The 24,716-nt window shown below is 64.0% G+C and carries 25 protein-coding genes and 1 tRNA gene; 20 read left to right on the top strand and 6 right to left on the bottom strand.

Going from position 1 to position 24,716, the window contains the following annotated elements; genetic code table 11:
* The first annotated feature begins 5 nt into the window (after positions 1–5).
* From nrdR to AB7245_RS25750, 8 genes are all read left to right on the top strand, one after another.
* Positions 6–488 carry a transcriptional regulator NrdR gene (gene nrdR, locus AB7245_RS25785; protein ID WP_007603426.1) on the top strand — a complete coding sequence of 161 codons (483 nt, stop codon included), beginning with the start codon at positions 6–8 and terminating at the stop codon, positions 486–488.
* A complete protein-coding gene (gene ribD, locus AB7245_RS25780; RefSeq protein WP_085399861.1) occupies positions 485–1,633 on the top strand; it encodes a bifunctional diaminohydroxyphosphoribosylaminopyrimidine deaminase/5-amino-6-(5-phosphoribosylamino)uracil reductase RibD in 1,149 nt (382 codons plus the stop codon). The genes nrdR and ribD overlap by 4 nt, the downstream gene beginning before the upstream one ends.
* Complete coding sequence (locus AB7245_RS25775; RefSeq protein WP_085399860.1) at positions 1,633–2,241, top strand: riboflavin synthase; 609 nt, start codon at positions 1,633–1,635, stop codon at positions 2,239–2,241. The genes ribD and AB7245_RS25775 overlap by 1 nt, the downstream gene beginning before the upstream one ends.
* 184 nt (positions 2,242–2,425) lie before the next feature.
* Entirely contained in the window at positions 2,426–2,917 is a 492-nt protein-coding gene (gene ribH, locus AB7245_RS25770) for a 6,7-dimethyl-8-ribityllumazine synthase (protein ID WP_085399859.1), read from the top strand.
* 2 nt (positions 2,918–2,919) lie between these two features.
* The gene (gene nusB / locus AB7245_RS25765) at positions 2,920–3,417 is read left to right on the top strand and encodes a transcription antitermination factor NusB (protein ID WP_085399858.1); all 498 of its coding nucleotides are present in this window, start codon (positions 2,920–2,922) and stop codon (positions 3,415–3,417) included.
* Positions 3,418–3,592: 175 nt separating this feature from the next.
* Entirely contained in the window at positions 3,593–4,591 is a 999-nt protein-coding gene (gene thiL / locus AB7245_RS25760) for a thiamine-phosphate kinase (RefSeq protein ID WP_085399857.1), read from the top strand.
* A 121-nt stretch (positions 4,592–4,712) separates the two neighbouring features.
* A complete protein-coding gene (locus tag AB7245_RS25755; RefSeq protein WP_085399856.1) occupies positions 4,713–5,321 on the top strand; it encodes a hypothetical protein in 609 nt (202 codons plus the stop codon).
* A gap of 282 nt (positions 5,322–5,603) precedes the next feature.
* Complete coding sequence (locus tag AB7245_RS25750) at positions 5,604–7,724, top strand: sodium-translocating pyrophosphatase (RefSeq protein WP_071913231.1); 2,121 nt, start codon at positions 5,604–5,606, stop codon at positions 7,722–7,724.
* 168 nt (positions 7,725–7,892) lie between these two features.
* Here AB7245_RS25750 and AB7245_RS25745 read toward each other — a convergent pair whose 3' ends face one another.
* Both AB7245_RS25745 and AB7245_RS25740 read right to left on the bottom strand, forming a co-directional pair.
* A complete protein-coding gene (locus AB7245_RS25745; protein WP_071913233.1) occupies positions 7,893–8,894 on the bottom strand; it encodes a Bug family tripartite tricarboxylate transporter substrate binding protein in 1,002 nt (333 codons plus the stop codon).
* Positions 8,895–9,031: 137 nt separating this feature from the next.
* Entirely contained in the window at positions 9,032–9,517 is a 486-nt protein-coding gene (locus AB7245_RS25740; protein ID WP_085399855.1) for an outer membrane protein assembly factor BamE, read from the bottom strand.
* Positions 9,518–9,615: 98 nt separating this feature from the next.
* On the opposite strand from AB7245_RS25740, the gene AB7245_RS25735 reads away from it, so the two are divergent.
* From AB7245_RS25735 to AB7245_RS25705, 7 genes are all read left to right on the top strand, one after another.
* Entirely contained in the window at positions 9,616–10,197 is a 582-nt protein-coding gene (locus AB7245_RS25735) for a ubiquinol-cytochrome C chaperone family protein (RefSeq protein ID WP_085399854.1), read from the top strand.
* Positions 10,194–10,763 (top strand): YceD family protein, encoded by a 570-nt coding sequence (locus AB7245_RS25730; protein ID WP_085399853.1) that lies wholly within the window; start codon positions 10,194–10,196, stop codon positions 10,761–10,763. Before AB7245_RS25735 ends, AB7245_RS25730 begins: the two co-directional genes overlap by 4 nt.
* Before the next feature lie 298 nt (positions 10,764–11,061).
* Complete coding sequence (plsX, locus tag AB7245_RS25725; protein ID WP_063982863.1) at positions 11,062–12,123, top strand: phosphate acyltransferase PlsX; 1,062 nt, start codon at positions 11,062–11,064, stop codon at positions 12,121–12,123.
* Positions 12,120–13,100 carry a beta-ketoacyl-ACP synthase III gene (locus tag AB7245_RS25720; protein ID WP_071913243.1) on the top strand — a complete coding sequence of 327 codons (981 nt, stop codon included), beginning with the start codon at positions 12,120–12,122 and terminating at the stop codon, positions 13,098–13,100. The genes plsX and AB7245_RS25720 overlap by 4 nt, the downstream gene beginning before the upstream one ends.
* Positions 13,101–13,234: 134 nt before the next feature.
* Positions 13,235–13,576 carry an integration host factor subunit alpha gene (locus tag AB7245_RS25715; protein WP_028152484.1) on the top strand — a complete coding sequence of 114 codons (342 nt, stop codon included), beginning with the start codon at positions 13,235–13,237 and terminating at the stop codon, positions 13,574–13,576.
* A gap of 24 nt (positions 13,577–13,600) precedes the next feature.
* On the top strand, positions 13,601–14,185 hold the full coding sequence (locus AB7245_RS25710) for a MerR family transcriptional regulator (RefSeq protein WP_071913245.1): 585 nt from the start codon (positions 13,601–13,603) through the stop codon (positions 14,183–14,185).
* 109 nt (positions 14,186–14,294) lie between these two features.
* Positions 14,295–14,372 (top strand) — tRNA-Pro (locus AB7245_RS25705).
* Positions 14,373–15,746: 1,374 nt separating this feature from the next.
* Here the strand turns inward: AB7245_RS25705 and AB7245_RS25700 are convergent.
* Entirely contained in the window at positions 15,747–16,022 is a 276-nt protein-coding gene (locus AB7245_RS25700) for a hypothetical protein (protein ID WP_223154006.1), read from the bottom strand.
* Positions 16,023–16,116: 94 nt separating this feature from the next.
* A complete protein-coding gene (locus tag AB7245_RS25695) occupies positions 16,117–16,701 on the bottom strand; it encodes a TetR/AcrR family transcriptional regulator (RefSeq protein ID WP_223154007.1) in 585 nt (194 codons plus the stop codon).
* Between the two features lie 164 nt (positions 16,702–16,865).
* Between AB7245_RS25695 and AB7245_RS25690 the strand changes: the two genes are divergently transcribed.
* Positions 16,866–17,840, top strand: coding sequence for an alpha/beta hydrolase fold domain-containing protein (locus AB7245_RS25690; protein WP_085400759.1), 975 nt, complete (start codon positions 16,866–16,868; stop codon positions 17,838–17,840).
* A gap of 122 nt (positions 17,841–17,962) precedes the next feature.
* Here AB7245_RS25690 and AB7245_RS25685 read toward each other — a convergent pair whose 3' ends face one another.
* Entirely contained in the window at positions 17,963–18,202 is a 240-nt protein-coding gene (locus tag AB7245_RS25685) for a hypothetical protein (RefSeq protein WP_028152628.1), read from the bottom strand.
* Positions 18,203–18,545: 343 nt separating this feature from the next.
* Here AB7245_RS25685 and AB7245_RS25680 point away from each other — a divergent pair, with 343 nt between their 5' ends.
* From AB7245_RS25680 to AB7245_RS25670, 3 genes are all read left to right on the top strand, one after another.
* Positions 18,546–19,454, top strand: coding sequence for a dihydrodipicolinate synthase family protein (locus tag AB7245_RS25680; protein WP_028152627.1), 909 nt, complete (start codon positions 18,546–18,548; stop codon positions 19,452–19,454).
* A gap of 144 nt (positions 19,455–19,598) precedes the next feature.
* Positions 19,599–20,570 (top strand): SDR family NAD(P)-dependent oxidoreductase, encoded by a 972-nt coding sequence (locus tag AB7245_RS25675; RefSeq protein WP_085400777.1) that lies wholly within the window; start codon positions 19,599–19,601, stop codon positions 20,568–20,570.
* Between the two features lie 309 nt (positions 20,571–20,879).
* Positions 20,880–21,998 (top strand): alpha/beta hydrolase family protein, encoded by a 1,119-nt coding sequence (locus AB7245_RS25670; RefSeq protein WP_085400757.1) that lies wholly within the window; start codon positions 20,880–20,882, stop codon positions 21,996–21,998.
* Between the two features lie 116 nt (positions 21,999–22,114).
* Here the strand turns inward: AB7245_RS25670 and AB7245_RS25665 are convergent, their stop codons facing one another.
* Entirely contained in the window at positions 22,115–22,621 is a 507-nt protein-coding gene (locus tag AB7245_RS25665; RefSeq protein WP_028152624.1) for a MarR family winged helix-turn-helix transcriptional regulator, read from the bottom strand.
* A 407-nt stretch (positions 22,622–23,028) separates the two neighbouring features.
* On the opposite strand from AB7245_RS25665, the gene AB7245_RS25660 reads away from it, so the two are divergent.
* A complete protein-coding gene (locus AB7245_RS25660) occupies positions 23,029–24,558 on the top strand; it encodes a porin (RefSeq protein WP_063982925.1) in 1,530 nt (509 codons plus the stop codon).
* The last annotated feature ends 158 nt before the right edge of the window (positions 24,559–24,716 follow it).

Below are 24,716 nucleotides of genomic sequence, written 5' to 3'. Positions count from 1 at the left end.
AACGGATGCGCTGCCCGAACTGCAACAGTCTCGATACGCAGGTAAAGGACTCGCGTCCGACTGAGGATTCTTCCGTGATCCGCAGGCGGCGCGTGTGTGTCGCCTGCAATTTCCGCTTCACCACTTTCGAGCGCGTGCAGTTGCGCGAGCTCACGGTGATCAAGCGCAACGGCCGCCGCGTGCCGTTCGACCGCGACAAGCTGATGCGCTCGGTGTCGATCTCCTTGCGCAAGCGGCAGGTCGAGCCGGAGCGCGTCGAGAAGATGGTCTCCACCATCGTCCGCGAGCTCGAGACCGGTGGCGAGGCCGAGATCTCCTCCGAGGTGATCGGCGAGACCGTGATGGAGCATCTGCGCACGCTCGACGACGTCGCCTATGTGCGCTTTGCCTCGGTCTATCGCAATTTCCGCGAGGCCAAGGATTTCGCCGACGTGCTCGGCGAGCTCTCCGGTGAGGAGGAAGCGCGGCTCGCCGCGATCCGCAAATGATCTTCCGGATCCTGGAGGATCAGTTCGCGCAGAAGGCCCGCGAGTCCAAGGACGCCGATCGCCGCTTCCTGCAGCTTGCGCTGGCGCTGGGCAAGCGCGGGCAGGGGCGCACCTGGCCCAATCCTGCCGTGGGCGCTGTCATCGTCAAAGACGGGGTCATCATCGGCCGTGGCTGGACGCAGCCAGGCGGGCGCCCGCACGGCGAGCCCGAAGCGCTGCGCCGGGCCGGCGAGGCCGCGCGAGGCGCTACGCTCTATGTCACGCTGGAGCCGTGCTCGCATTTCGGCAAGTCGCCGCCTTGCGCAGACACGGTGATTGCCGCCGGCATCACGCGGGTGGTCGCGGCGATCGAGGATCCCAATCCGGAAGTGGCGGGCCAGGGTCATGCGCGTTTGCGCGCCGCCGGCATCACGGTGGATGTGGGTCTGTGCGCGGCGGAGGCCGCGTTCGACCATGCCGGGCATTTCCGCCGCATCCGTGACAAGCGCCCGCACGTGATCCTGAAGCTCGCGGTCTCGCCTGACGGCAAGATCGGTGCGGCTGGCGGCAAGCCGCTTGCGATCACGGGCGAGGCCGTGCGCAATCGCGTGCATCTGCTCCGCGCACAGAGCGACGCCGTCCTGGTCGGCGTGGGCACGGTGCTGGCGGATGATCCGCAGCTCAACTGTCGCCTGCCGGGCATGGAAGCGCGTTCGCCCATACGCGTCGTGCTCGACCAGAATCTGCGCATTTCGGCCGCGAGCCAGCTTGGTCGTTCCGCGCGGGAGACGCCACTCTGGGTGATCGGCTCGGAGCTTGCGGAAGCCGCCGCCGCCACGCGGCTCGGAGCGGCCGGCGCTCAGATCATCCGCGTACCGCCGGGAAACGCTTCCGGGCTTGATCTTTCGGCCGTGTTGCATGTGCTGGCGGAGAAAGGCATCACGCGGCTGATGGTCGAGGGCGGCAGCCGCGTCGCGGCGTCCTTCGTCGCGGCCGACCTCGCCGACGAGATCTGGCTGTTCCGCGGAGCGGAAGAGGTCGGCCCGGGCGGCGTCGATGCGCTCGATGCATTGCCCCTGTCGAAAATCACGCGGTCGCAGGCCTATAAGGTTCATGCTAGCGAGACATTCGGCAAGGATACTCTCACCATCTACGAGCGCGCGTAATGTTCACTGGCATTGTCACCGATATCGGCGAGATCGTCGGCTTCACGCCCACAGCGCAGGGCCAGTTGCACAGGCTGCGCATCGCTTGCCGCTACGATCAGACCACGATCGCCGACGGCGCCTCGATCGCCTGCAACGGCGTCTGCCTGACGGTGGTTGCTTCCGGCGTCGAAGGCGGCAGAACCTGGTTCGACGTCGATGCCGCCGCCGAGACGCTGGCGCTGACGACTGCAAAGCACTGGAAGGTCGGCACGAGGCTCAATCTCGAGCGCGCGCTCAAGATCGGCGACGAGCTCGGCGGCCATATCGTCGCCGGCCATGCCGACGGTGTCGCCACCCTCGTCAGTCGCGAGGACCTGCCTGATATGGCGCGGTTCGAGCTCTCGACCACGCGGGAGCTCGCGCGCTTCATCGCCACCAAGGGCTCGATCACGCTCGACGGCGTCTCGCTGACGGTCAATACGGTGAGAGACGTGACCTTTTCGGTGCTGATCATCCCGCATACTCTGACGGTCACGACGATCGGCGGCTGGAAAGCGGGCGCCGAGGTCAATATCGAGGTCGACCTGATGGCCCGCTATGCCGCGCGGCTGACGGAAATGAAGTGACGGCGGAGCCGTCATTCCGGGATGGTCCGAAGGACCAGACCACAGGTGCGCAATTGCGCACCGGGGAATCTCGAGATTCCGGGCTCGATGCTTCGCATCGCCCCGGAATGACAGTGTCTTTGAACTTGGCTTACATGCGTCCGGCGACTACATAGCGCCGACCTCTGTAGAACGGATTTAGACGATGGCAGACGCGCGACGCGCACCCCTGAAGGACCAGACCGACATTTCCGGCGCACGCGCGCTGATTGTCGAGGCGCGGTTCTATGACGATCTCCAGGATGCGCTTCTGGACGGCGCGGTGACCGAGCTGAAGGCAGCCGGTCTGACGCATGACATCATCACGGTTCCCGGCGCGCTGGAAATCCCGGCGGCGGTCGCCATCGCGATCGATGCCGCGGCGGCGAACGGCAAGCCCTATGACGCGGTGATCGCGCTCGGCTGCGTGATCCGCGGCGATACCATCCATTTCGAGATCGTCTCGCAGGAATCCTCGCGCGCGCTGATGGATCTTGCGGTCTCGCGAAAGCTGCCGCTCGGCAACGGCATCCTCACCGTCAACACCGAGGCGCAGGCCTGGGCGCGGGCGCGCGCCAGCGAGCTCAACAAGGGCGGCGATGCCGCGCGCGCCGCGCTTGCGATGCTGCGCATCAAGCGCCGGCTGGCGCGGGCTTGATCATGGCCGATCACAGCAAAAAGCCGCCGGCTGGCACCGAGAAGAAAGCGAACCGGCGCGGTGCGGCGCGGCTCGCGGCCGTGCAGGCGCTGTATCAGATGGACATCGCCGGCGCCGGCATCAACGACATCTTTGCGGAGTTCGAGAGCCACTGGCTCGGCAACGAGGTCGAGGGCGATACTTACCTGCCGGCGGAAGCCGCGTTTTTCCGGGATGTCGTCTCCGGCGTCGTGCGCGACCAGAAGAAGCTGGATCCCCTGATCGACGAGGCGCTGTCGACGGGGTGGCCGTTGAAGCGCATCGAGGCCATCCTGCGCGCAGTGCTGCGGGCAGGGGCCTATGAGCTCCAGCACCGCAAGGACGTGCCGGGCCGCGTCGTCGTGTCCGAATATGTCGACGTCGCCAATGCCTTCGTCGACCGCGAGGAGACCGGCATGGTCAACGCCGTGCTAGACCAGATCGGCCGCCAGTTCCGCGGCGACGAGTTCGGGCGGGGGTAGTTATCCACGATGGCGGTGAAGAGATGCGATGCGGCTGCCCCATACTCCGCTGTCATCACCCGCGAAGGCGGGTGATCCAGTACGCCGCGGCGGTCGTAATTCATCACTGCCGTCTCGGCATACTGGATCGCCCGGTCAAGCCGGGCGATGACAGTATTGGGTGTGGCTAAGGCCGATGGCAGACTCTCAAAACCCCTCCGCCGAAGACTCCCTCATCGCGCGCTATTTCAAGCCGCTGGCGACCGATCCCGGCGCGTTCGGGCTGGTCGATGATGCCGCGGTCCTGTCCTCGTCCGGCGACGACATCGTCGTCACCACCGACGCCGTCGTCGAGGGCGTGCATTATCTTGCCACCGATCCGCCCGACACCATCGCGCGCAAGGCGCTGCGGGTGAACCTGTCCGATCTTGCCGCCAAGGGCGCGGCGCCCGCCGGCTTCGTGCTGACGCTGGCGTTGCGCAGCCGGGAGGATGCCTGGCTCAGACCGTTCGCGGACGCGCTCGGCGAGGACAGCAGGACCTTCGCGTGCCCGCTGCTCGGCGGCGACACGGTGTCGACGCCGGGGCCGCAGATGATCTCGATCACCGCCTTCGGCCGCGTGCCGAAGGGGCGGATGGTCGGCCGTACCGGCGCGCGGCCGGGCGACCGCATCCTGGTGACGGGAACGATCGGCGATGCCGTGCTCGGCCTCAGCGTGCTCACAGGCGGCGCCGCGGCCGGGGCGTTCGCGTCCGAACCGCAAGCGAGGGAAATGCTGGTCTCGCGCTATCGCATCCCGCAACCGCGCAATGTACTGGCGCAGGCCGTGCGTGACCACGCGACGGCCGCGATGGATGTCTCCGACGGGCTCGCCGGCGATCTGACGAAACTCTGTGCGGCGTCCGGCGTCTCGGCCACGGTGAACGTGGCGAGCATACCCCTGTCACCCGCGGCGGCCGGCCTGATCGCGCGCAACGCTATTTGCGTTGAGACGCTGCTCGCCGGGGGCGACGACTACGAGGTGCTGTGCACGGTGCCGCCGGCGCAAAGTGAGGCGCTGATTGCCGCAGGGCAGGCGGCGGGCGTGGCCGTCACGGCGATCGGCACGATCGTCGCGGGCCGCGAACGGCCGCGCTTTTTGGACGGTCAGGGCCAGGAACTGGCCTTGAAGCGCCTGTCCTACAGCCACTTCTGAATTCGACTCGCCTCAAGCCCGATCTGTCCGGATTTGCCGGTCGCCGCTTGCCGCAACCCCGACGAAAGCAAGTAGATGTATCCGAACCGCTGGTGCGAATGCAGCCAATGGATTTGATTCGATGACGGCGGCCGTTGCGGGTTTGAGCGAGGCGCAGATTGTTCCCGGGAGGGAGTGCGGAAGCTGCACGCTCTGTTGCAAGGTCTACAACGTGGTCGAGCTCGGCAAGACCGCTGGCAAATGGTGCTCGCATTGCAAGCCCGGCCGGGGTTGCACGATCCACGACAATCTGCCGGACGAGTGCGCCGCGTTCAATTGTCTCTGGAAAACCATGCCGTCGATGTCCATGCAATGGAAGCCGGATCAGTCGAAGATGGTGCTCACCTTGCATCCCGGGACTAACAACATCCATGTCGTGGTCGATCCCGGCCTGCCATCGGCCTGGACCCGGGAGCCTTATCACGGCCAGTTGCGCGGGTTGTCGAAGGCCAACATGGCGAAAGGCCATCTTGTCGTGGTGTTGGTCAATGAGCAGGCGACGCTCATCCTGCCCGACCAGGATGTGCCGCTCGGCGTCCTCAAGCCCGAGCAGGCCGTTTCGGTGACGCTGGAGGCTGGCCCCAATGGCAGCGTCTACGACGTCAAGATCTTCAACCGACGCACGACAGCCGACGGGCAGACCCTGGAAATGGCGTCAGCCTCTCGCCATCCCGTGAGGGCGATGGCCTAGGCGTGGCCCAGGCCAAGCCTCGCCCGGTTCTGAGGTCGCCTCCCGTTGCTGCGCCAGGCCGGCGGCCAAGCGCTCGGGATTAGGTCTAAATACTTGCCGAGATCGGCTTTTTCGACCTCATCCGGCGTTGCACCCTCAATTTGATTTTGGCAAGCTTGTGACCGACCAGGGCCACACCTTCGTGCAAGGGGCGGCCCTGTTCAACATAAGGGCGCCAACCGCATGACGGAAAAACAAAAGGCGCCGGGGGTACGTACATCAAGGATCTGAGGCAAAAATCACATGACAGCATTATGGTTGATAGTGCTCTGCGGAGTGCTTTCCATCGTCTACGCGATCTGGGCGACGTCTTCGGTGTTGAGTGCGGATGCGGGGTCACCGCGCATGCAGGAAATTGCAGGCGCAGTCGCTGAAGGCGCACAGGCGTATCTGCGGCGCCAGTATACGACGATCGGTATTGTCGGCGTCGTCATCTTCGTCCTGCTTGTCTATTTCCTTGGTCTCTACGTCGGCATCGGCTTCTTGATCGGCGCCGTCCTGTCGGGGGCGGCCGGCTTCATCGGCATGAACGTCTCGGTTCGCGCCAATGTGCGCACCGCCCAGGCAGCGACCACGTCGCTTGCCGGCGGCCTCGAGCTCGCCTTCAAGGCAGGCGCCATCACGGGCATGCTGGTGGCGGGTCTCGCGCTGCTCGGCGTGACCCTCTATTTCGGCTTCCTGGTGCACTCGCTGAAACTCGCGCCCGATAGCCGTCTCGTGGTCGACGCCCTGGTGGCGCTCGGCTTCGGTGCCTCGCTGATCTCGATCTTCGCCCGTCTCGGCGGCGGCATCTTCACCAAGGGTGCGGACGTCGGCGGCGACCTCGTCGGCAAGGTCGAGGCCGGCATCCCCGAGGACGATCCGCGCAACCCGGCCACCATTGCCGACAACGTCGGTGACAACGTGGGCGACTGCGCCGGCATGGCTGCCGACCTGTTCGAGACCTATGCGGTGACTGCGGTCGCCACCATGGTGCTCGCGGCGATCTTCTTCGCCAAGACGCCGATCCTCATGAACATGATGACGCTGCCGCTCGCCATCGGCGGCATCTGCATCATCACCTCGATCATCGGCACCTTCTTCGTGAAGCTCGGGCCGAGCCAATCGATCATGGGCGCGCTCTACAAGGGCCTGATCGCAACCGGCATCCTGTCGCTGATCGGCATCGCCGGCGTGATCTACTATCTGATCGGCTTCGGCAAGCTCGACGGCGTCGACTACACCGGCATGTCGCTGTTCCAATGCGGCATCGTCGGCCTCGTCGTCACCGCGCTGATCATCTGGATCACCGAATACTACACCGGCACCGACTATCGGCCGGTGAAGTCGATCGCCCAGGCGTCGGTGACCGGTCACGGCACCAACGTGATCCAGGGTCTCGCCGTCTCGATGGAAGCGACCGCGCTGCCCGCGATCGTCATCATCGCCGGCATCCTGGTCACCTACAGCCTGGCGGGCCTGTTCGGCATCGCGATCGCGACGGCCACCATGCTGGCGCTGGCCGGCATGGTCGTCGCCCTCGACGCCTTCGGCCCGGTCACCGACAACGCCGGCGGCATCGCCGAGATGGCGGGCCTGCCGAAGGAGGTGCGCAAGTCGACCGACGCGCTCGATGCGGTCGGCAACACCACCAAGGCGGTGACGAAGGGCTACGCGATCGGTTCCGCCGGTCTCGGTGCCCTCGTGCTGTTCGCGGCCTACAACCAGGACCTCAAGTTCTTCGTTGCGGACTCCGCGCACCATCCGTACTTCGCCGGCGTCAATCCGGACTTCTCGCTCAACAACCCCTACGTGGTTGTCGGCCTGCTGTTCGGCGGCCTCTTGCCGTATCTGTTCGGCGCGATGGGCATGACTGCGGTCGGTCGCGCGGCAAGCGCGATCGTCGAGGAGGTGCGCCGGCAGTTCCGCGAAAAGCCGGGCATCATGCAGGGCACCGACAAGCCGGATTACGGCAAGGCGGTCGACCTGCTGACCAAGGCGGCGATCAAGGAGATGATCATCCCCTCGCTGCTGCCGGTGCTGTCGCCGATCTTCGTCTACTTCGTGATCTATGCGATCGCGGGTGGCGGCCCGGCCGGCAAGTCGGCTGCGTTCTCCGCGGTGGGCGCGATGTTGCTCGGCGTGATCGTGACGGGCCTGTTCGTCGCGATCTCCATGACCTCGGGCGGCGGCGCCTGGGACAACGCCAAGAAGTACATCGAGGACGGTCACTTCGGCGGCAAGGGCAGTGATGCCCACAAGTCGGCCGTCACCGGCGACACCGTCGGCGATCCCTACAAGGATACGGCGGGACCGGCGGTGAACCCGATGATCAAGATCACGAACATCGTGGCCTTGCTGCTGCTGGCGATCCTCGCGCACTGAACGGCGCAAGCGACACACGACAAAACCCCGCGGCGCGAGCCGCGGGGTTTTTGTTTGATGGGCTGGAGGCTCTCACCACGTCATTGCGAGCGTAGCGAAGCAATCCAGAATCTTCCCGCGGCAAAAGTCTGGATTGCTTCGCTGCGCTCGCAATGACGGATGTGGTGCCTACTGCACGTCCATCTGCAGGCCTTCCTTCTGGATGATGCCGGCGAATTTCTTCGTCTCGGCGTCCACGAAATCGGCGAATTGCTGCGGCGTGCCGTAGTCGGCGCGGGCGCCCATGGCGGAGATGTTTTTCTTGATGTCGTCGCGCTCCAGCATCGCCTTGACCTGAAGATTGAGCGCTTCCAGCACGGCGGGCTGCACACCCTTGGGCAGGAACACCGAGAACCACGACGACACGTCGAAATTGGCCAGCTCCGGCGCGCTCTCGCGCATGGTCGGCAGGTTCGGCGCGAGGTCGCTGCGGTCGGTCGTGGTGACGCAGAGGCCGGTGAGGGTGCCGTTCTGCACCTGCGGAAGGCTCGGATAGAGATTGTCGAACAGGATCTGGATGTCGCCGGCCAGCGCGGCCTGGAGCGCGGGGCCCGCACCGCGGAACGGGATGTGCGTCATCTTCAGTCCGGTGAGCTGGAGGAACCAGGCGCCGGTGAGGTGAGGGCTCTGGCCGACGCCGGATGAGGCGTAGCTGAGCTTGTCCGGGTTGGTCTTCAGATATGCGATCAGCTCGGCGACCGACTTGATGCCGGTCTTCGGATGCGCCGAGACGATGTTCGGGATCCGGATCATGTTGGAGACCGGCTGGAGCTGGTCCGGCTTGTAGGTGAGGTTCTTGAAGATGCTGTAGGCGATCGCGTTCGGCCCGGGGTTGCCGATCAGGATGGTGTGGCCGTCAGGCTTGGCGCGGACGGCCTCGGCCGTGCCGATCGTACCGCCGCCGCCGGAGCGGTTCTCCACGACCGCCGACTGGCCCCAGGCGGTCTGCAGATGCGCGGCCAGCAGCCGGCCCATGACGTCGGTCGAGCCGCCGGCCGCAGCCGGCACGATGATGCGGACGTTTTCGGTGGGCTTCCAGTCCGCCAGGCTCGATCGCGGCAGGATCGCTGCGGCCGAGAGGCCGGCAGCACCGGCGAGCACGCGACGGCGGGACAACAAAGTCTTGGGCACGAATCCACTCCCTGCTTCTTGTTTTGCAGGGAGCGTATGGAACCGGGCGCGCAACGGCAAGCCGCACGCGACGGCAAGTGCCGCGCGGAGGGCGGCACGACGCCGCAGGCTGAAGGCTCAGTTAAAGCTGAGCAGGCTTAGTTAAAGCTGAGCAACTTGAAGATCGGCGTGAGGTAGTTCATCTCCTGACCCGACGTCGCCGTGGTCCGGCTGATGAAGTCGAAGATCTTGCCGTCCTGGAGGCCGTAATTCGCCAGCCGGCGCACGCGCCGGTTCTTGTCGAAATAGACCGCGATGACGCGCTGATCGACCACCCTCTGGTTCATGAAGGCGACCATCCGCTCCGAGCGCTGCGAGATGTAGTAAAACACCTCACCGTCGAGGGTTGCGACCGTGGAGGGCGTGCCCATCACGATCAGCACCTGATCCTGGCTCGCGCCGATCGGAATTTGCTCCAGCGCGCCGGGCGGCAGGATGTAACCCTTCTGGAACTGCTCGCCGGTGCAGCCGGCAAGGGCGGCGCCGACCAGGGCGACGGCCGCAAGCATGCGCAAACCGCGCCAGCGTGCATGAAGGCCGCGCGGCTTGTTGGCGCGCAGGCTGGTCTGGTTCGTTATCGTCATCGTGGAACTGATTCCGTCCCCTTGCGTCGCGCGAGGCGCTGAAGTACCGGGCGGAGACTGCAATTGCAACACGCGCACGCCCGCTTGCGGAACCCACAATGGTTTGGCCGTTCAATCACTTCAGGAAACCCCGGCAAGCCCCGCGCGGCACCATTGAAGCCATCTATGGCATGATCGTGACGCAGGCGCGAGAACCCATATTTTACCGCGACTTGGGCGTGCCCGATACGGTTAACGGGCGTTTCGACCTGTTGCTGCTGCATCTCTGGCTGCTGCTGCGACGCCTGCGCACGGTCCAGAGCGTCAACCAAGGCGCCAACCAGGGCCAAGGCGCCACGGAGCTTTCGCAGGCGCTGTTCGACCGTTTCTGCGAGGACATGGACGACAATCTGCGCGAGATGGGGATAGGCGACCAGACCGTGCCGAAGCGGATGCGGGCCTTCGGCGAGGCGTTTTACGGCCGCGTCCAGGCCTATGACCAGGCCATCGAAGGCGGCGGCGAGGCGCTGGCAGCCGCCATCTGCAAGAATATCCTGAATGGGACCGGCATGGACCAGGCTCGGCGGCTCGCGGCCTACGCCCGGGCCACAGAGGCCGATCTCGGCCGGACCGACGAGGCCACGCTGCTGCGCGCGTCTTTCAAGTATCCCCCAGCGCTCACTGAGGACATCACGCGATGAGCCGACCGAACGCCGAATCCAGACCCGATCCCTGGCGGTCCCCCGTCATCGTCGCGCAGATCCCCGACACCGGCCTGCACCGCAAGCTCGAGGCTTCAGCCGCCGAGCTGCAGGCCATCGCCGAGGTCGGCGGCTTGCGGGAGGTGCTCTCCGCCCAGGCTGCTTTCGACGTCGTGCCCAAGAGCGGCGGCCGGATCCAGGTTACGGGGCACGTCCGTGCCCGGATCGGCCAGATCTGCGTCGTCACCCTCGATCCGATCGAGAGCGAGATCGAGGAGGACGTCGATCTGGTGTTCGCCCCCGAAGCCGAGGTTCGGAAGATGGCCGACCTGATCGAGGAGGGGCAGGACGACGCGGAGCCGCCGGAGGTGATCGATCCGCCGGAGGCAATCGTGAACGGCATCATCGATCTCGGCCGGATTGCCACCGATGCGCTGTTCCTGGCGGTCGATCCCTATCCGCGCAAGCCGGGCGTCAAGTTCGAGGCCGAGGTCACCGCGCTGGACCCCGAGGACCATCCGTTCGCGGCGCTGAAGGCGCTCCAGGACAAGAAGAAGGGCAAATAGCTGGGCATTCCCGGTGAGGATCGCTTTGCGGGGTGCGTGAGCCGCTTGTCCGGATGCTTTGAAAGGAGCTTATATCTGTTTGATTTCAATGCGCTTATTGTGAATTTTCGCCGCCGCCCGCGGGTCGCCCCGAATGCAAAAGGCTGGGGGCAAGAGGTTGTTTCGGGATAACAAAACGCTATTGTCGCGCCCCGGTCCGGGCGCCGCGTGGCGCCTGACCGGTCGCCATGTCCATGGCGGACCCATTTTGCGGCACAGCTCGTTCAAGACCGCACCAGACCAGGTTTCCAGGACTTTTATGCCAAGCAAGGTTCGCATCGCGCTTGACGCCATGGGGGGCGACGTCGGCGCCGCCGTGGTCATTCCAGGCGCCGCCATCTCGCTTCACAGGCATCGCGAGATCGAATTCCTGCTGGTCGGGGACCGCGCCAAGATCGAGCCCGAGCTCGAGAAGCATCCCGCCCTCAAGGCCGCTTCGAAGATCATCCATACCGACGTCGCCGTCGCCATGCACGATAAGCCGAGCCAGGCGCTGCGGCGCGGCCGCAAGACCTCCTCGATGTGGCTCGCCATCGACGCGGTGAAGAAGGGCGAGGCGGATGTCGTGATCTCCGCCGGGAATACCGGCGCGCTGATGGCGATGTCGCGCTTCCACCTGCGCACGCTGCCGGGCATCGACCGCCCGGCGATTGCCGGGGTATGGCCGACCAAGCGCGGCGAATCGGTCGTGCTCGACCTCGGTGCCGCCATCGGTGGCGACGCACACCATCTGGTGTCGCTCGCCGTCATGGGCGCCGCGATGGCGAGCGTCCTGTTCGACAAGCCCCGGCCCACGGTCGGCCTGCTCAATATCGGGACCGAGGAGATCAAGGGGCACGAGGAGATCCGCGAGGCCGGGGACAGGCTGCGTGCGGTGAACCTGCCGGAGCTCGATTATCTCGGCTTCGTCGAGGGCGACGGCATCGGCAAGGGGCTGGCCGACGTCATCGTCACCGAAGGCTTCAGCGGCAATATCGCGCTCAAGGCCGCCGAGGGAACCGCACGGCAGATGGCGGAATTACTCCGCAACGAGATGCAGCGGAGCTGGCTGTCCAAGCTCGGCTACCTCTTGGCGCGCAGCGCCTTCAAGGCCCTGCGGGACAAGATGGACCCGAACAAGTCCAACGGCGGCGTGTTCCTTGGATTGAACGGGATCGTGGTCAAGAGCCATGGTGGAATCAGCTCCGAAGGCTTTGCCTATGCGATCGATGTTGGCTATGAGATGGCTCACTACGATCTCCTGAACAAGATCAATCAGATGCTCAACCGCGAGGGTGGTGCACTTAGTTCCGTGCAGACCGCGCAGGAGGCTGTTTCGTGACTCAAATTCGTTCGGTCGTGCTGGGCTGCGGCTCTTATTTGCCGGAGCAGGTGGTGACCAACGCCCAGCTGGCGGCGCGCATCGATACGTCCGACGAATGGATCGTGCAGCGCACCGGCATTCGCGAGCGGCATATCGCGGCCGAGGGCGAGTTCACCTCGCATCTGGCGATCAAGGCGGCGCAGGCTGCGCTCAGCGACGCCGGCGTGGACGCGCAGTCGATCGAGCTGATCGTGCTGGCGACCTCGACGCCTGACAACACCTTCCCCGCAACCGCGGTCGCGGTGCAGCACGCGCTCGGCATCAACCATGGCGCGGCGTTCGATCTCCAGGCGGTGTGCTCGGGCTTCGTGTTCGCGCTCGCCACCGCCGACAATTTCCTGCGCACCGGCGCCTTCAAGCGCGCGCTGGTGATCGGCGCCGAGACCTTCTCGCGCATCCTCGACTGGAACGATCGCGGCACCTGTGTGCTGTTCGGTGACGGTGCCGGCGCGGTGGTGCTGGAGGCACAGGAGCAGCCGGGCAACGCCGCGACCGACCGGGGCGTCGTGACCACTCACCTGCGCTCCGACGGCCGCCACAAGGCAAAGCTGTTCGTCGACGGCGGTCCGTCCTCGACCCAGACCGTCGGCCATCTGCGCATGGAGGGCCGCGAGGTCTTCAAGCACGCGGTCGGCATGATCACCGACGTGATCGTCGACGCCTTCCAGACCACCGGGCTCAATGCCGACAGCATCGACTGGTTTGTGCCGCACCAGGCCAACAAGCGAATCATCGACGCCTCCGCCCACAAGCTCCACATCGCGCCGGAGAAGGTGGTGCTGACGGTGGACCGCCACGGCAACACCTCGGCGGCCTCGATCCCGCTGGCGCTGTCGGTGGCGCGCAAGGACGGCCGCATCAAGCGCGGCGACCTGGTTTTGCTGGAGGCGATGGGCGGCGGGTTCACCTGGGGCTCCGCGCTGGTGCGCTGGTAGCGCCACATTCGATAAAATTTTGCCGGAATTAGCTGCCATTATCGATGCGCCTGCATTGATGAGCGCTGTTGACCGGCGTATCGTAACCTCATAATTTCAGACAACAATTGTTCGCCGTGATGTGGGGCAGGGCGATGACCGACCAAAGCAAAACCGTAACGCGTGTTGATCTCTGCGAGGCCGTCTACCAGAAGGTGGGCCTGTCGCGCACGGAATCGTCTGCGTTCGTGGAACTCGTCCTGAAGGAGATCACCGACTGCCTGGAGAAGGGCGAGACGGTGAAATTGTCCTCTTTCGGCTCCTTCATGGTCCGCAAGAAGGGTCAGCGTATCGGCCGTAACCCGAAGACTGGCACCGAGGTGCCGATCTCGCCGCGCCGCGTCATGGTGTTCAAGCCGTCGGCGATCCTGAAGCAGCGGATCAACACCCAGCATCGCGGCAATGGCGACGCCAGCAAGGCTCAACCCGAGGCGTAACCGCCTGCGCGAAGGATTAGGCATTTGGACAAGGCGCCGGATGCGTTCCGAACCATCAGCGAAGTAGCGCAGGAACTCGACATTCCGCAGCACGTGCTGCGGTTCTGGGAGACCCGATTCTCCCAGATCAAGCCGATGAAGCGCAGCGGCGGCCGCCGCTATTACCGCCCCGACGACGTCGATCTGCTCAAGGGCATCCGCCGCCTGCTCTACGGGGAGGGCTACACCATCCGCGGGGTGCAGCGGATCCTCAAGGAGCACGGCGTCAAGTCGGTGCAGGGCCTCGCCGACGGCGCGGCCGCGGTCTCGTTCGGGGCCATTGAGGATGCCATCGGCGCCAGCCTGATGGAGCCCGACGACGACGACGAGGCGCCCATCAAGGGCGTCACGGATGCCGACGAAGACGACTACCAGGGCGACGAGGAGGAAGGCATCGACTTCCGCTTCACGGAGGTCGACGACGAGGACATCCTCACCACCTTCCGCAAGGGCGGCACTCCCGCCGCACCTGCCGGGCCCAGCGCCATCGACCGGGAGCGGCTCGGACGGGTGCTCGCTGACCTCGTCGCGTGCCGGGAGATGCTGGATCAGGCGCTGAAGGACGGCTAGGGCGCTTTTCGCGAGCTTTGCCGGCAGTTCCGGGGCTGTGGGCACGGACGCCAAAATGCTGCGACCTCGCCTTGCGCAAAGCGGCGATCCTAGCTAATGGAACGACGTTCGGAGCGTGGCGCAGCCCGGTTAGCGCACTAGTCTGGGAGACTAGGGGTCGGAGGTTCAAATCCTCTCGCTCCGACCATTTTTTCCAACTCATCGGTGGATTGACCGTCGGCGTGGAGCCTGCTCCCGCTGCGTGACGCATGCGCGACGACCGGTAGCGGGCGGCTGCTTCTGGGGGCGGAAAATTAAAATGTCGAAAACAACCCCATGCACAGTAGCGAACCCATTGGCGAATTATGTTTTTCCGAATCGATTTGACGCGTCGGGCAAAACAGGAGCATGATGTCACCATGCCAGCCTGTGGGACGGGGGAATATTCACGACAGCTGCTTCAATGCATTGCGTCGCAGGGACTTGGGAGGCGCGACGTCCGGAGCGGAGTTGTCTTCTCCCCGCGCTATGATGTGTAACCTGTCCTGGCGGCAAGCAAGTAGCGTCCGCGCCGCGCGAGTTTCACGGTAGTCAACCTCCCGGTTGCGAAGGCGCTCGGCCTGGTGCTTCCAACGTCCGTTCTGAGCCGCGCAGACGAGGTGATTGAATGACATCTTGCTGATGAAGTTCACCAGACCTCATGTCTTGCGTCGGGGGTTGCTAGGATGGGTAGGTAGTCCGCTGCCCTTGGCGAGGTCGCGGACAGGTTTAAACGGTTTGGTAAGAATGGAGTCTTGATACTGGGACGGGCTTGGGGACTCACGGGGTCCCTTAGATGGAGCGTTCAGCGCGATCCAAACGAAAAGTAAGTCGAAAGCGCTGGGTTGTTTGTTACGGTAATTTTTCTATTGAATGTCGAGACGAAGATGGCGCGAAGAATTTGGCAGCCAAGCTCCGTAAGCGCCGATACCGTGTCACAGCCCGGACAGCCGATGGCGTCTCGCCTTCGTGGCGAGTAGAGCCAGACGAAATCGACGAGTGGATATCTTCACCCACGCGCCCTAGTCGTTCGCCGCGGGTTCGGCCTACGAAGAAACGATGATTTGCGAAACACTCGAGTTGGATCGCGGCTTCAGCACGTTGGTTTCGCCCGCGTCTAGTTCAACTTCGGACACACTCTAGCCCCGATTTGGCTGCTGGAATGCTGGCTCTCGCGACTCATCTGGAGTTGCAGCCAACTTGGGTCGAGATTGGTTCCGCAGGAGGAACGAGCGCTCCTGTAGCTATCCTGCGATCGGTCTTGCGTGTGATCCATCGCAAGGCCTGTGAAGGCCCCGGTCTTCCCCATTGGCTGGGGCCTTCCTTTTGCGCCAGATCACAAAAATATTGGCATCGCGGCGTCTGAGGAACGACTCTCCAAGGGAGAGATTGAAAAATCGGTCTGTGGCGAATCTGGACCTCCTCAAGGTCTCGCCATCCACCCGGAACGGCCCCACCGTCCGACGCGCGTTTGGCGATGGGCCGGTTTTCGTAGGTATTCACTCAACTCCCGCCGGCTCACAAAGTCGGCGGGGTTTTTGAGCTAGCCGTCTTGGCATCGGACTCCGAAGTTGTCGCAGGTGCGAGCGAAGGCATCTGTAGCATTTGCGTCTTCAAAGCAAAAAAGTGTGCCGACGTCGGCACGATCGATCCACCAGTCGACCTTGTTCGCCTTCGCAATGCGGGAAGCCTCTCCGCGCAGTAGGTCGAGCTGTCTTCCGGCGGCATGGACTATCAGGCAATTTTTCTTGGGCATATGTTTTGTCCTCAATAGGAAAGCTGAATTGATCGCCATCAAAAATGGAAAACTCATGGCCATGGGCTCGGCTCAATGCAGCCCGCAGATAAATCAACTGCTTAGCAGGATGCCCGCTCTCCCGCGTAGAGCGGGCATGAGGCGACGTTTTCGCAAACTACCTCAAATATCCCACCACCATCCGCGTTGTCTCGTCCACCAGCGTCCGCACCATCTTCTCCGAGAGCATCTCGGCCTGGTTCAGCACCGTGTTGTGCGCGACCGCCTCGATCGCACTGACGCAGATGAAGGTCGCCAGTCCCGGGTCGATCTTGCGCATCTCCTTGCGGCGGCTTTCGAGATAGGCGCGCACGAGGGTGTGGACCTCGCGGTTGAAGGCTTCGACGTCCTTGAGCTGGCCGGTGCGCGGGATCTGCTCGGCAAGCACCCGATGTAGTTTGGGATCGATACGGTGGGCTTCGATCGCGACGGTGACGAGGCGGCGCACGGCTTTGTCGATCGGCAGGTCGGCGACCTCGGTGAGGGCGGCACGGACGATGCCCATGATCTCCTCGTTGTGACGGTCGATCACGGCGGCGACGAGCGCCTCCTTGCTGGGAAAATACTGATAGAGCGAGCCGACGCTGACGCCGGCGATTTCGGCGATCCGGTTGGTGCTGGCTTTCTCAAAGCCTTCGCGGACCAGAATGCGAGCGGTTGCCTCGACCAGCGCGTCGACGGTGGCGCGCGATCGCGCTTGCAAGGCATTTTTCCGGGGTTTTGTCGGCGGTTTGCGCGCCATGGGCCTGCGATCCGAATGCGAGTAGGAAAAGCGAGCGAATGCTCGCATTATATCCGCATGTGGCGGCGGTCGACACAAGCCTTTTCGTCGCCCATACAGAGAGCCCGGTCTGGAGGAGACCTGACATGAGCGTTGCAAAGATCGCATCGGCCTTCCAGTTCTGTCCGGGCGGCCGGCTGTTGAGGATGCGGCCATCCGGCGATCCCGCGCCGAGCCTGCAGAGTCGTTGCTTCAACGCGCTGTTGCGGCAGCTTCCGTTCAAGAAGCACCTTGCCTCGGCCGAGGCCGTGCAGGCGCATGTGCAGAAACTCGCATTGCAGCCGGCCTCCTACGAGCCGACGGGTTTGGGCCGCGGCGTCGAGGTGACGTTGACCAAGATGGGCGGATGGCCGGTCTATTACACGGCGCCATCATCGGGCCATGAGGGCTGCAACCACGTCATGTTCCTGCACGGCGGTGGCTTCATCAACGAGATCGTGCCGGCGCATTGGCGCTTCGTCGGCCAGATGACGCGCAAGGCGCGCGTCGTCTGCGTCGTGCCGATCTATCCGCTTGCGCCGCATGCCACCGCCAAGGATCTCGTGCCGGCGACGGCCGAACTGTTGCGGATGCTGCTGGAGGATGTCGGGCCCGCAAAGGTCACGGCGGTCGGCAATTCCGCCGGCGCGGGACTGGCGCTCGCTGCCTGCCAGTGGCTGCGCGACCGCGGGCATCGGCAGCCGGGCCGGCTGATGCTGATCTCGCCGGCGGCCGATGCATCGGTCAGCCGTCCGGAGCAGGTCGAGATCGCAGGCCGCGATCCGATCCAGGACATTCCGGGGATCATTGAGGCGGGGCGGCTCTATGCCGGCGAGCTCGATGTCGGCCATCCCTTCGTCAGCCCGCTCAACGGCGCCTTCCGTTCGCTCGCGCCGATGACAATCTTCTCGGGCACGCGCGATCTGCTCTATCCCGATAGCGTCGATCTCGCGGAGCGCGCGAGGGCGGCGGGCGTGCCGGTCGAGCTGCATCTGCTCCGTGACCAGCCGCACAATTTCGCGCTGATGCCGACGCCGGAAGGGCGACAGGCGCGTGCGATCATTCTGCGTGCAGTGGCTTAAAGGGAAGGCGTGATCGTCGTCACAGGGGCGCGCCGCCGCAATGGGGTCTGGCGCTAGCGGTGCCCGCGCGGAGAGACCAGGCTACCTCCGGGGCGTTTCCTCATCCGTAGTCTTGCGGGGCCTTAGGCGTGGCCCTTGATCTCGTAGTGACCCGGCACGCATTTGTAGCGCTCGAGGCGCCAATTGGCGTGATAGATCGGATGCTCGCCCATCCATTTGGCAAGCGGGGCCTGTGCGCCGATCGCGCACTGCATCATCGACATCTCGGGCGTCATGTTGCTGTCGGTCACGATTTCCTCGATGCAACTGCCTGAGCTGGCTGCGCTCAGCCGGCAGAGCACGGCAACCACGGTCACGAACATTCCTGTCACCTCATCGGTAGTTTCAGACCACGAAGAGGATGCAAGCGGAGTGCCAGAGCCTGTGACACAAACAACACGCTGACCTAGCCGACTCGACCCAGCGTCCACCTCCATTTGGTGATTCGGATTGTAAAAAAATTGCCCCTAAACCGAAGCCGGGCAAATACGGGGAATCCCCAAGGAAAAGGGCGAGGAAGGATCGCAGGAATGAGCGATTGTGGGGGGCAGCGCCGCGTGAACCGCCCCTTCACAAGGCCTGCGCAGCCGATAGGCTCGAAAGCGGACGGATACTCGTCAGGAGAGCGGGACCGCCACAGGACCAAAGGAAACGCGAGGGCAGACCATGAAGGCACGACCGACCGGCGTGATCCCGCCGATGACGACGCCGTTCCGGAAGGACGGCGAGATCGACCTTGGGCTCGTGGCGCCCCAGGTCGACTGGATGATCGGCGCCGGCGCGCATGGCGTCGCGGCCGGCGGCTCGACCGGCGAGGGCCACACGCTCGATCACGAGGAATATCGCGACCTGATGGCCGCGACGGTCGAGGCGGTGAAGGGACGCATTCCCGTGATCGCCGGCATCATCGTGGACTCCACGCGCGATGCGATCCGTCGCGGCAAGCTCGTGCGCGACATGAATGTCGCAGCGCTCCAGGTCACGCCGGTGCACTATCTGTTCAAGCCCGACGACGAGGCGATGGTCGCGCACTTCCGCGCCATGGCTGATGAGACCGGCATGCCCATCATCATCTACAACGTGGTGCCGTGGTCCTATCTGTCGCCGGCGCTGCTGGTGCGGATCATGACCGAGGTGCCGCTGGTGGTCGGCGTCAAGCAGAGCGCGGGCGATCTCAAGCTGTTCGCGGATCTCATGATGATGGCGCCGGACAAGCTGATCTACAGCGCGGTCGATGCCCTCATGTATCCGTCCTACACGCTCGGCGCCCATGGCTCGATCGCCGCGATCCTGACCGCGGCGCCGCATGCCTCCGTCGCGCTGTGGGATGCGGTGAAGGCGGGCGACCATCCGCGCGCGCTCGACCTGCACAAGAAGCTGTTGACGCTGTGGAACGCTGTTATCGCCGATAATCTGCCGGCCTGCACGCGTTACGCCCAGACGCTCCAGGGCTTGCCCAGGACCTATCCGCGCGCACCGATGCCGGAGGCCTCGCCGGCGCAGCAGGCCGCCACCCGCAAGGCGCTGGAGGCACTCGGCGCGTTGAACGGGGTGCGTGTCGAAGCGGCCGAATAGTCCGCCGGCCGAAATTATCGATGTCGAATGGCAGCGCCGATCCGCTTTTACCTGCGGATGCGGCGCTGCTACATTTTGCGCGCGCCGCGATGCGCGGCGCCAGCTGTGAAGAAACATACCGACAAGGGGAGGGACCGAAGTCCCATGAAGGATTTTGCAGGAAAGATCGCCGTCATCACCGGCGGCGGCACGGGGATGGGACGCGAGCTCGCGCGGCAGCTCGTCGCCGAGGGCTGCAATGTCGCGATGTGCGACGTCTCGGAGGCCGCGATGGCCGAGACCAAGCGGCTTTGCGAGGTCGAGAAGCTGCCGCAGGGCCTGCGGGTCACGACCCATGTCGCCGACGTCTCGATCGAGGACCATCTCAAGCGGTTTCGCGATGAGCTCGCCGAGCAGCAGAAGACCGACCGGATCCATCTCCTGTTCAACAATGCCGGCATCGGTGGCGGCGGCAGCCTGTTCACCAACACGCGCGAGCAGTGGGAGCGTACCTTCAACATCTGCTGGGGCGGCGTCTATCTCGGCGTGCGCACCTTCCTGCCGATGCTGGTGGCGGCGGACGAGGCCCACATCGTCAACACCGCGAGCGTCAACGGCTTCTGGGCCTCTATCGGCATGAACCAGGCGCACACCGCCTACAGTTCGGCCAAGTTCGCGGTGAAAGGATTTACCGAAGCGCTGATCAACGACCTTCGCCTGCACGCGCCGCACGTCAAATGCTCGGTGGTGATGCCCGGCCATATCGGCACCTCGATCGTCTCCAATTCGCGCAAGGTGCAGAGCGCCGACGGGTCGGAGCGGCTCAATGCCGACGAGGTCGCGCTGACCCGCAAGCGCATGGTCGCGGCTGGCGTGCCGGATGCTGAAAAGATGTCGGACGAGGACATCCAGGCTGCGTTCGCCGAACGCGCCCGCAGCTTCCTCGAGGACGCACCGACGACGGCCGCGCAGGCCGCGAAGATCATCCTCGACGGGGTCAAGGCGGACCGGTGGCGCATTCTTGTGGGCGAAGACGCAAAGCGCCTTGACGAACGCGTGCGCGCAACGCCGGAGCAGGCCTATGACCGCGCCTTCTATGAAAGCTTTACGCAGGAAGTTGGCTGGCGGCTCGGTTGATTCGGTTTGGCTGAGACTGTCAACGAACGTCCGCGTATGTAGGTATGACGATCATCATGGCAAGAGGTGCGGACGTATTATTACACAGGTAATTTACATGTTACGCAGGTAACTTTACGTGCCACCTCTTGCCACTTTTCGACGCCTTATGACGATTTGGAATGTCACGCATGCGACATGCTCCGTCGTTCAAGCAATGTTCAAGCGATGGTGATGTGAAACGGGTCTCATTCGGCGCACGGCAGCTTGGTTGGTGAACCAAAATAGTTTAGTCGATCAGGGGTAACGCCATCATAAAGCGTAGCTCCGATGATACCCGCATGCCTCTCCGACGACTGGATCCTCTGCCCGGAGAGAGAGGATATTTCCGCTGAATTCACGCGGCTCCTCACCGCGGCGCAGGAGGGTGGCGCCACCATCGCAGAATGCCTGATGATCGCGCGGCAGCTCAAGCAGGGCGGCGAGCAGTCCTGGCACCGCGAATGGAAGCGGCTGGCGCAAGCCAACCGGCAGCGTGCCGAGGCGGCGTTCGCGGAAGGCCACATGGCGACCGCGCAGCGCAACTGGCTGCGGGCGATGAACTACTACGGCGCGGCCGCGATGCCGCTGGACCAGGCCGACGAGCGCCGCTGGGTCGCGGTGCTCGCCATGCAGGAATGCGCGCGCCGCTTCCTCACCGCGCGCGGTCCGGCTGGCGAGGTCGTCACGATTCCCTGGGCCGATGACGGACACGTTTTGCAAGGCTATTTCCTGCCTGCGTCCCCGGCCGGCAAGCGGGCTCCGACCGTGATCTGCATCGGCGAGCCCGGACACCGCAAGGAAGAATTCCTGTTCAAGCTCGCGCCGCATGCGCGCGAACGCGGACTGTCGATGCTCGCGCTGGACCTGCTCGGCGACCAGCGTGACGACTATACCGATACGCTCCTGCAGCGCCGCGACCTCGAGAGCTCGATTGCCAGCGTCATGGATTATCTGGAGACGCGCCGCGACGTCGATTTCGATCGCGTCGCCATCGTGGCCGACGGGTGGGGCTCTTCCTTCGTCGCGCGCGCGGTGTTGCAGGAGCCGAGGCTCGCCGCGGCCGTCTGCGACGGCGGTCTGTGGGACCTGCACGAACGATCCTTCTTCGCCAGCCGCTTTGCGATGAGCGACCTCAGCATCGTCCCGGTGCCGTCGGCGCCGTTGATGGCCTCGAGCGCCGACTGTCCGGTGCTGATCACACTCGGCGAGGACGGCTGGCTCAAGGCCGACCGGGCGCGCCAGATCGTGCAGAAGTCGCGACTCGGCAGCTCCGACATCGTGCTGAAGGTGTTCACCGCGCAGGAGACCGGCGCGGCACAGGCCCACGCGGACAATCCCAGCCTTGCCAACGAATACATCTTCGACTGGCTGGAATCGCAACTGGGCGCCACGGGGCGGCGGATCTGAACGCCGCCTGCTGTCCTAAAGCGCGATGAGATTGGGATGAATCGTCATCGCGCTTTAGGTTGTTGCTTGGGCATGATCTTTTCGGAAAACCGCTTCGCACTTTTCCGGATCATGCTTTAGTAGTCGAGGGATATCCTGACGCAGGCCTTTTCGAGCCGGGTCTTCAGCGTCGCGAGCTTGCCGGTGAATTCGGTCAGTTCGTTCTCGTCGAATTCCTGGAAGACGAATTCGCGGATCGTTTTGTACTGCTCGTTGAGGCTTGCGATGTGCTTCTGCGTCTTCTCGACCAGCGACAGCCGCACCACGCGGGCGTCGGTCGGCGAGGGCCGCCGCCGCAGCAGGCCCTTCTTCTCCAGCAGCTTGGACTGGGTGGTGACGAAGGACGGATCGACGTGGAGCAGCTTGGAGACCACGTTGACGGGCACGCCGTCGTCCTTGTCGAGGTCGGAGATCGCCATCAGGATCAGCCATTGCGGACCGCTGATGCCCAGCGTTCTCGCCCAGAACTGACGCAACTCCTCCAGATACATGTTGATCGACGAAATTTCCCAGGTGAAACGCCTGATGATATCGAGATTGCCGATGGAGCGGAGGCGCGCCCCTTCCTTCCTGGTCGCTGACACAGCGTCACTCCCGTGATCTGATTCTTTTCCGGCCGGTGTCTTGCACGGCCATAGTCCACGCAAGTCTGCCCTGACGCAAGTGCAGAGCAGGGTAATTTTGTCACTAAAACTACAAAGATGATCAGCTCAGCATATTCCCTCACTCGCGGTGTTGCGCGCGGGGCACAGGTTTAGTGAAACAACAAAGCTGACTAAATAAACTATTTTGATTAGCGGAACGGCGCAGGCATATTGGCCCGTGACGGTGGGGGGTACTCAATCGTCCCGTTGCAGGTGGTTCGCTCACGTCCCTCGCGTCGATGCGGGTGTGTCCAAAAGCGCGAAGCGGCCGAGCGGATTTGAAAAGACGGGGATCTGGGGGGCCTCACGGTCCGGTCTCCGTAAAATGAGCAACTTGGAGGTTTTATATGAAAGTGGTGAAGAGCCTTTTGCTCGGCACTGCGGCGGGTCTGATCGCCGTCGGCGGAGCACAAGCGGCCGATCTTCCGGTCAAGGCCAAGGCGGTCGAGTACGTCAAGATCTGCTCGCTCTACGGCGCGGGCTTCTACTACATCCCGGGCACCGACACCTGCATCAAGCTCGGCGGCTATCTGCGTGCTGAAGTCGCGCTCAATGCCGGCGGCAACTACAGCGCCGCCTACAACGGTGTTTCCGGCGCGAACAACCGCCTGTCGAACTACTATTTGGCGCGCGCTCGCGAGGACCTCAACATCGATACCCGTACCGCGACTGAGTACGGGGTGGTTCGCACTTACTTTGACGCGGTGTTCACCTGGACGACCGATAACTATACGGGAAGCGGCTCGGCAACAGGCGCGACCGTTTACTCGCAACTCGGAAGCACGGGCGTGTCTGCGCCGAACAACGCAAGCTCGGGCACGATCTCGGGTGGTACGCTCGGCGTCTACTATGCGTTCATCCAGTTCGCCGGCTTCACCATGGGTAAGTCCGTGTCGCAGTTCGACGCGCCCTGGACCAACTATCCCGGCAACAACTTCGACCAGCTCGTCGGTGGCAGCGGCTCCGTGAACGGCGTCGCCCAGTTCACCTACACGGCCGATTTCGGCCAGGGCGTGACCGCGACCGTTTCGGCGCAGGACCAGACCCAGTTCTTCACGACCAACATCTGGAACACCGCCGGCATGTCCACCAGCGGCGTCCTCGGCGGTGCTTACGGCTCGAACGATATCGGCGGCACTAGGTCGCCCGACATCGTCGGCATGGTTCGTGTCGACCAGGCCTGGGGCCTGTTCCAGGCGTCGGTGGCTGCGCACGACAACCACGTCGCCTACTACGGCGCGTCCGAAGTCACCGGTCATCCGGAAGACAAGTGGGGCTGGGCCGTTCAGCTAGCTCTGCAGATCAAGAACATCCCGACCGGTGCTGGCGACGTGATCAACATCTCGGGCGTCTATACCGACGGCGCGAGCCGCTACAACTTCCAGTCGCTGGCGGCGACCAGCTACTCGATGTTCGGCGGTTCGGGCAGCGCGTATCAGAGCATCGGCTTTGCCGGCGTGTCTGACGCGGTGTTCGGTCCCAACGGCCAGCTCGAGCTGACCAAGACCTACGGTTTCCGTGGTGCCTACACCCACAACTGGAACCCGTACTGGAATACGGCGCTCTACGGCGCGTGGGCTGCGGTCAACTACAGCGGCACGGCGAAGGGCCTGATCTGCGGCAGCGCTGCGTTCGCCTCGCTGACCGGCACCTGCAACCCGGACTTCAACATCGGCCAGATCGGCGTCATCACCCGCTGGACGCCGGTCAAGAACCTGACCTTCTCGGCTGACTTCGTCTACAGCCACCTCGACCAGAAGTACTCGGGCGTGATCACCACCCCGGCGCTGGCGTCGGTTGCCAAGCCTGCGGCAACCTACGAGCTGAAGGACCAGGACACCTACAGCCTGCTGCTGCGCGCCCAGCGCAACTGGTAAGCTGAAGACCGTTCCGATCTGATAGAGCCCCGGCGGGAAACCGCCGGGGCTTTTTCATGAAAGCGGCCTTCGGAAAATCCGGCAACACGTTGCAAACGACGAAGACGAGCTATGCGAATCGATCGCCCTCAAACTTATTTACTTACCTGAGTTGATCA

The organism is Bradyrhizobium sp. 604_D8_N2_3 (genome assembly GCF_051810765.1).
In the GTDB taxonomy this organism is placed as follows: Bacteria; Pseudomonadota; Alphaproteobacteria; order Rhizobiales; family Xanthobacteraceae; genus Bradyrhizobium; species Bradyrhizobium barranii.
This window is presented reverse-complemented; position numbering and strand designations above follow the sequence as displayed.

Coding starts and splice junctions, on each gene's coding strand:
- AB7245_RS25715 (WP_028152484.1), top strand. CDS start 13,235: ATGACCGACCAAAGCAAAACCGTAACGCGTGTTGATCTCTGCGAGGCC.
- ribD (WP_085399861.1), top strand. CDS start 485: ATGATCTTCCGGATCCTGGAGGATCAGTTCGCGCAGAAGGCCCGCGAG.
- AB7245_RS25735 (WP_085399854.1), top strand. CDS start 9,616: ATGGTTTGGCCGTTCAATCACTTCAGGAAACCCCGGCAAGCCCCGCGC.
- thiL (WP_085399857.1), top strand. CDS start 3,593: ATGGCAGACTCTCAAAACCCCTCCGCCGAAGACTCCCTCATCGCGCGC.
- plsX (WP_063982863.1), top strand. CDS start 11,062: ATGCCAAGCAAGGTTCGCATCGCGCTTGACGCCATGGGGGGCGACGTC.
- ribH (WP_085399859.1), top strand. CDS start 2,426: ATGGCAGACGCGCGACGCGCACCCCTGAAGGACCAGACCGACATTTCC.
- AB7245_RS25680 (WP_028152627.1), top strand. CDS start 18,546: ATGAAGGCACGACCGACCGGCGTGATCCCGCCGATGACGACGCCGTTC.
- AB7245_RS25755 (WP_085399856.1), top strand. CDS start 4,713: ATGACGGCGGCCGTTGCGGGTTTGAGCGAGGCGCAGATTGTTCCCGGG.
- nusB (WP_085399858.1), top strand. CDS start 2,920: ATGGCCGATCACAGCAAAAAGCCGCCGGCTGGCACCGAGAAGAAAGCG.
- AB7245_RS25775 (WP_085399860.1), top strand. CDS start 1,633: ATGTTCACTGGCATTGTCACCGATATCGGCGAGATCGTCGGCTTCACG.
- AB7245_RS25660 (WP_063982925.1), top strand. CDS start 23,029: ATGAAAGTGGTGAAGAGCCTTTTGCTCGGCACTGCGGCGGGTCTGATC.
- nrdR (WP_007603426.1), top strand. CDS start 6: ATGCGCTGCCCGAACTGCAACAGTCTCGATACGCAGGTAAAGGACTCG.
- AB7245_RS25685 (WP_028152628.1), bottom strand. CDS start 18,202: ATGTTCGTGACCGTGGTTGCCGTGCTCTGCCGGCTGAGCGCAGCCAGC.
- AB7245_RS25675 (WP_085400777.1), top strand. CDS start 19,599: ATGAAGGATTTTGCAGGAAAGATCGCCGTCATCACCGGCGGCGGCACG.
- AB7245_RS25690 (WP_085400759.1), top strand. CDS start 16,866: ATGAGCGTTGCAAAGATCGCATCGGCCTTCCAGTTCTGTCCGGGCGGC.
- AB7245_RS25750 (WP_071913231.1), top strand. CDS start 5,604: ATGACAGCATTATGGTTGATAGTGCTCTGCGGAGTGCTTTCCATCGTC.
- AB7245_RS25730 (WP_085399853.1), top strand. CDS start 10,194: ATGAGCCGACCGAACGCCGAATCCAGACCCGATCCCTGGCGGTCCCCC.
- AB7245_RS25670 (WP_085400757.1), top strand. CDS start 20,880: ATGATACCCGCATGCCTCTCCGACGACTGGATCCTCTGCCCGGAGAGA.
- AB7245_RS25740 (WP_085399855.1), bottom strand. CDS start 9,517: ATGACGATAACGAACCAGACCAGCCTGCGCGCCAACAAGCCGCGCGGC.
- AB7245_RS25700 (WP_223154006.1), bottom strand. CDS start 16,022: ATGGCCATGAGTTTTCCATTTTTGATGGCGATCAATTCAGCTTTCCTA.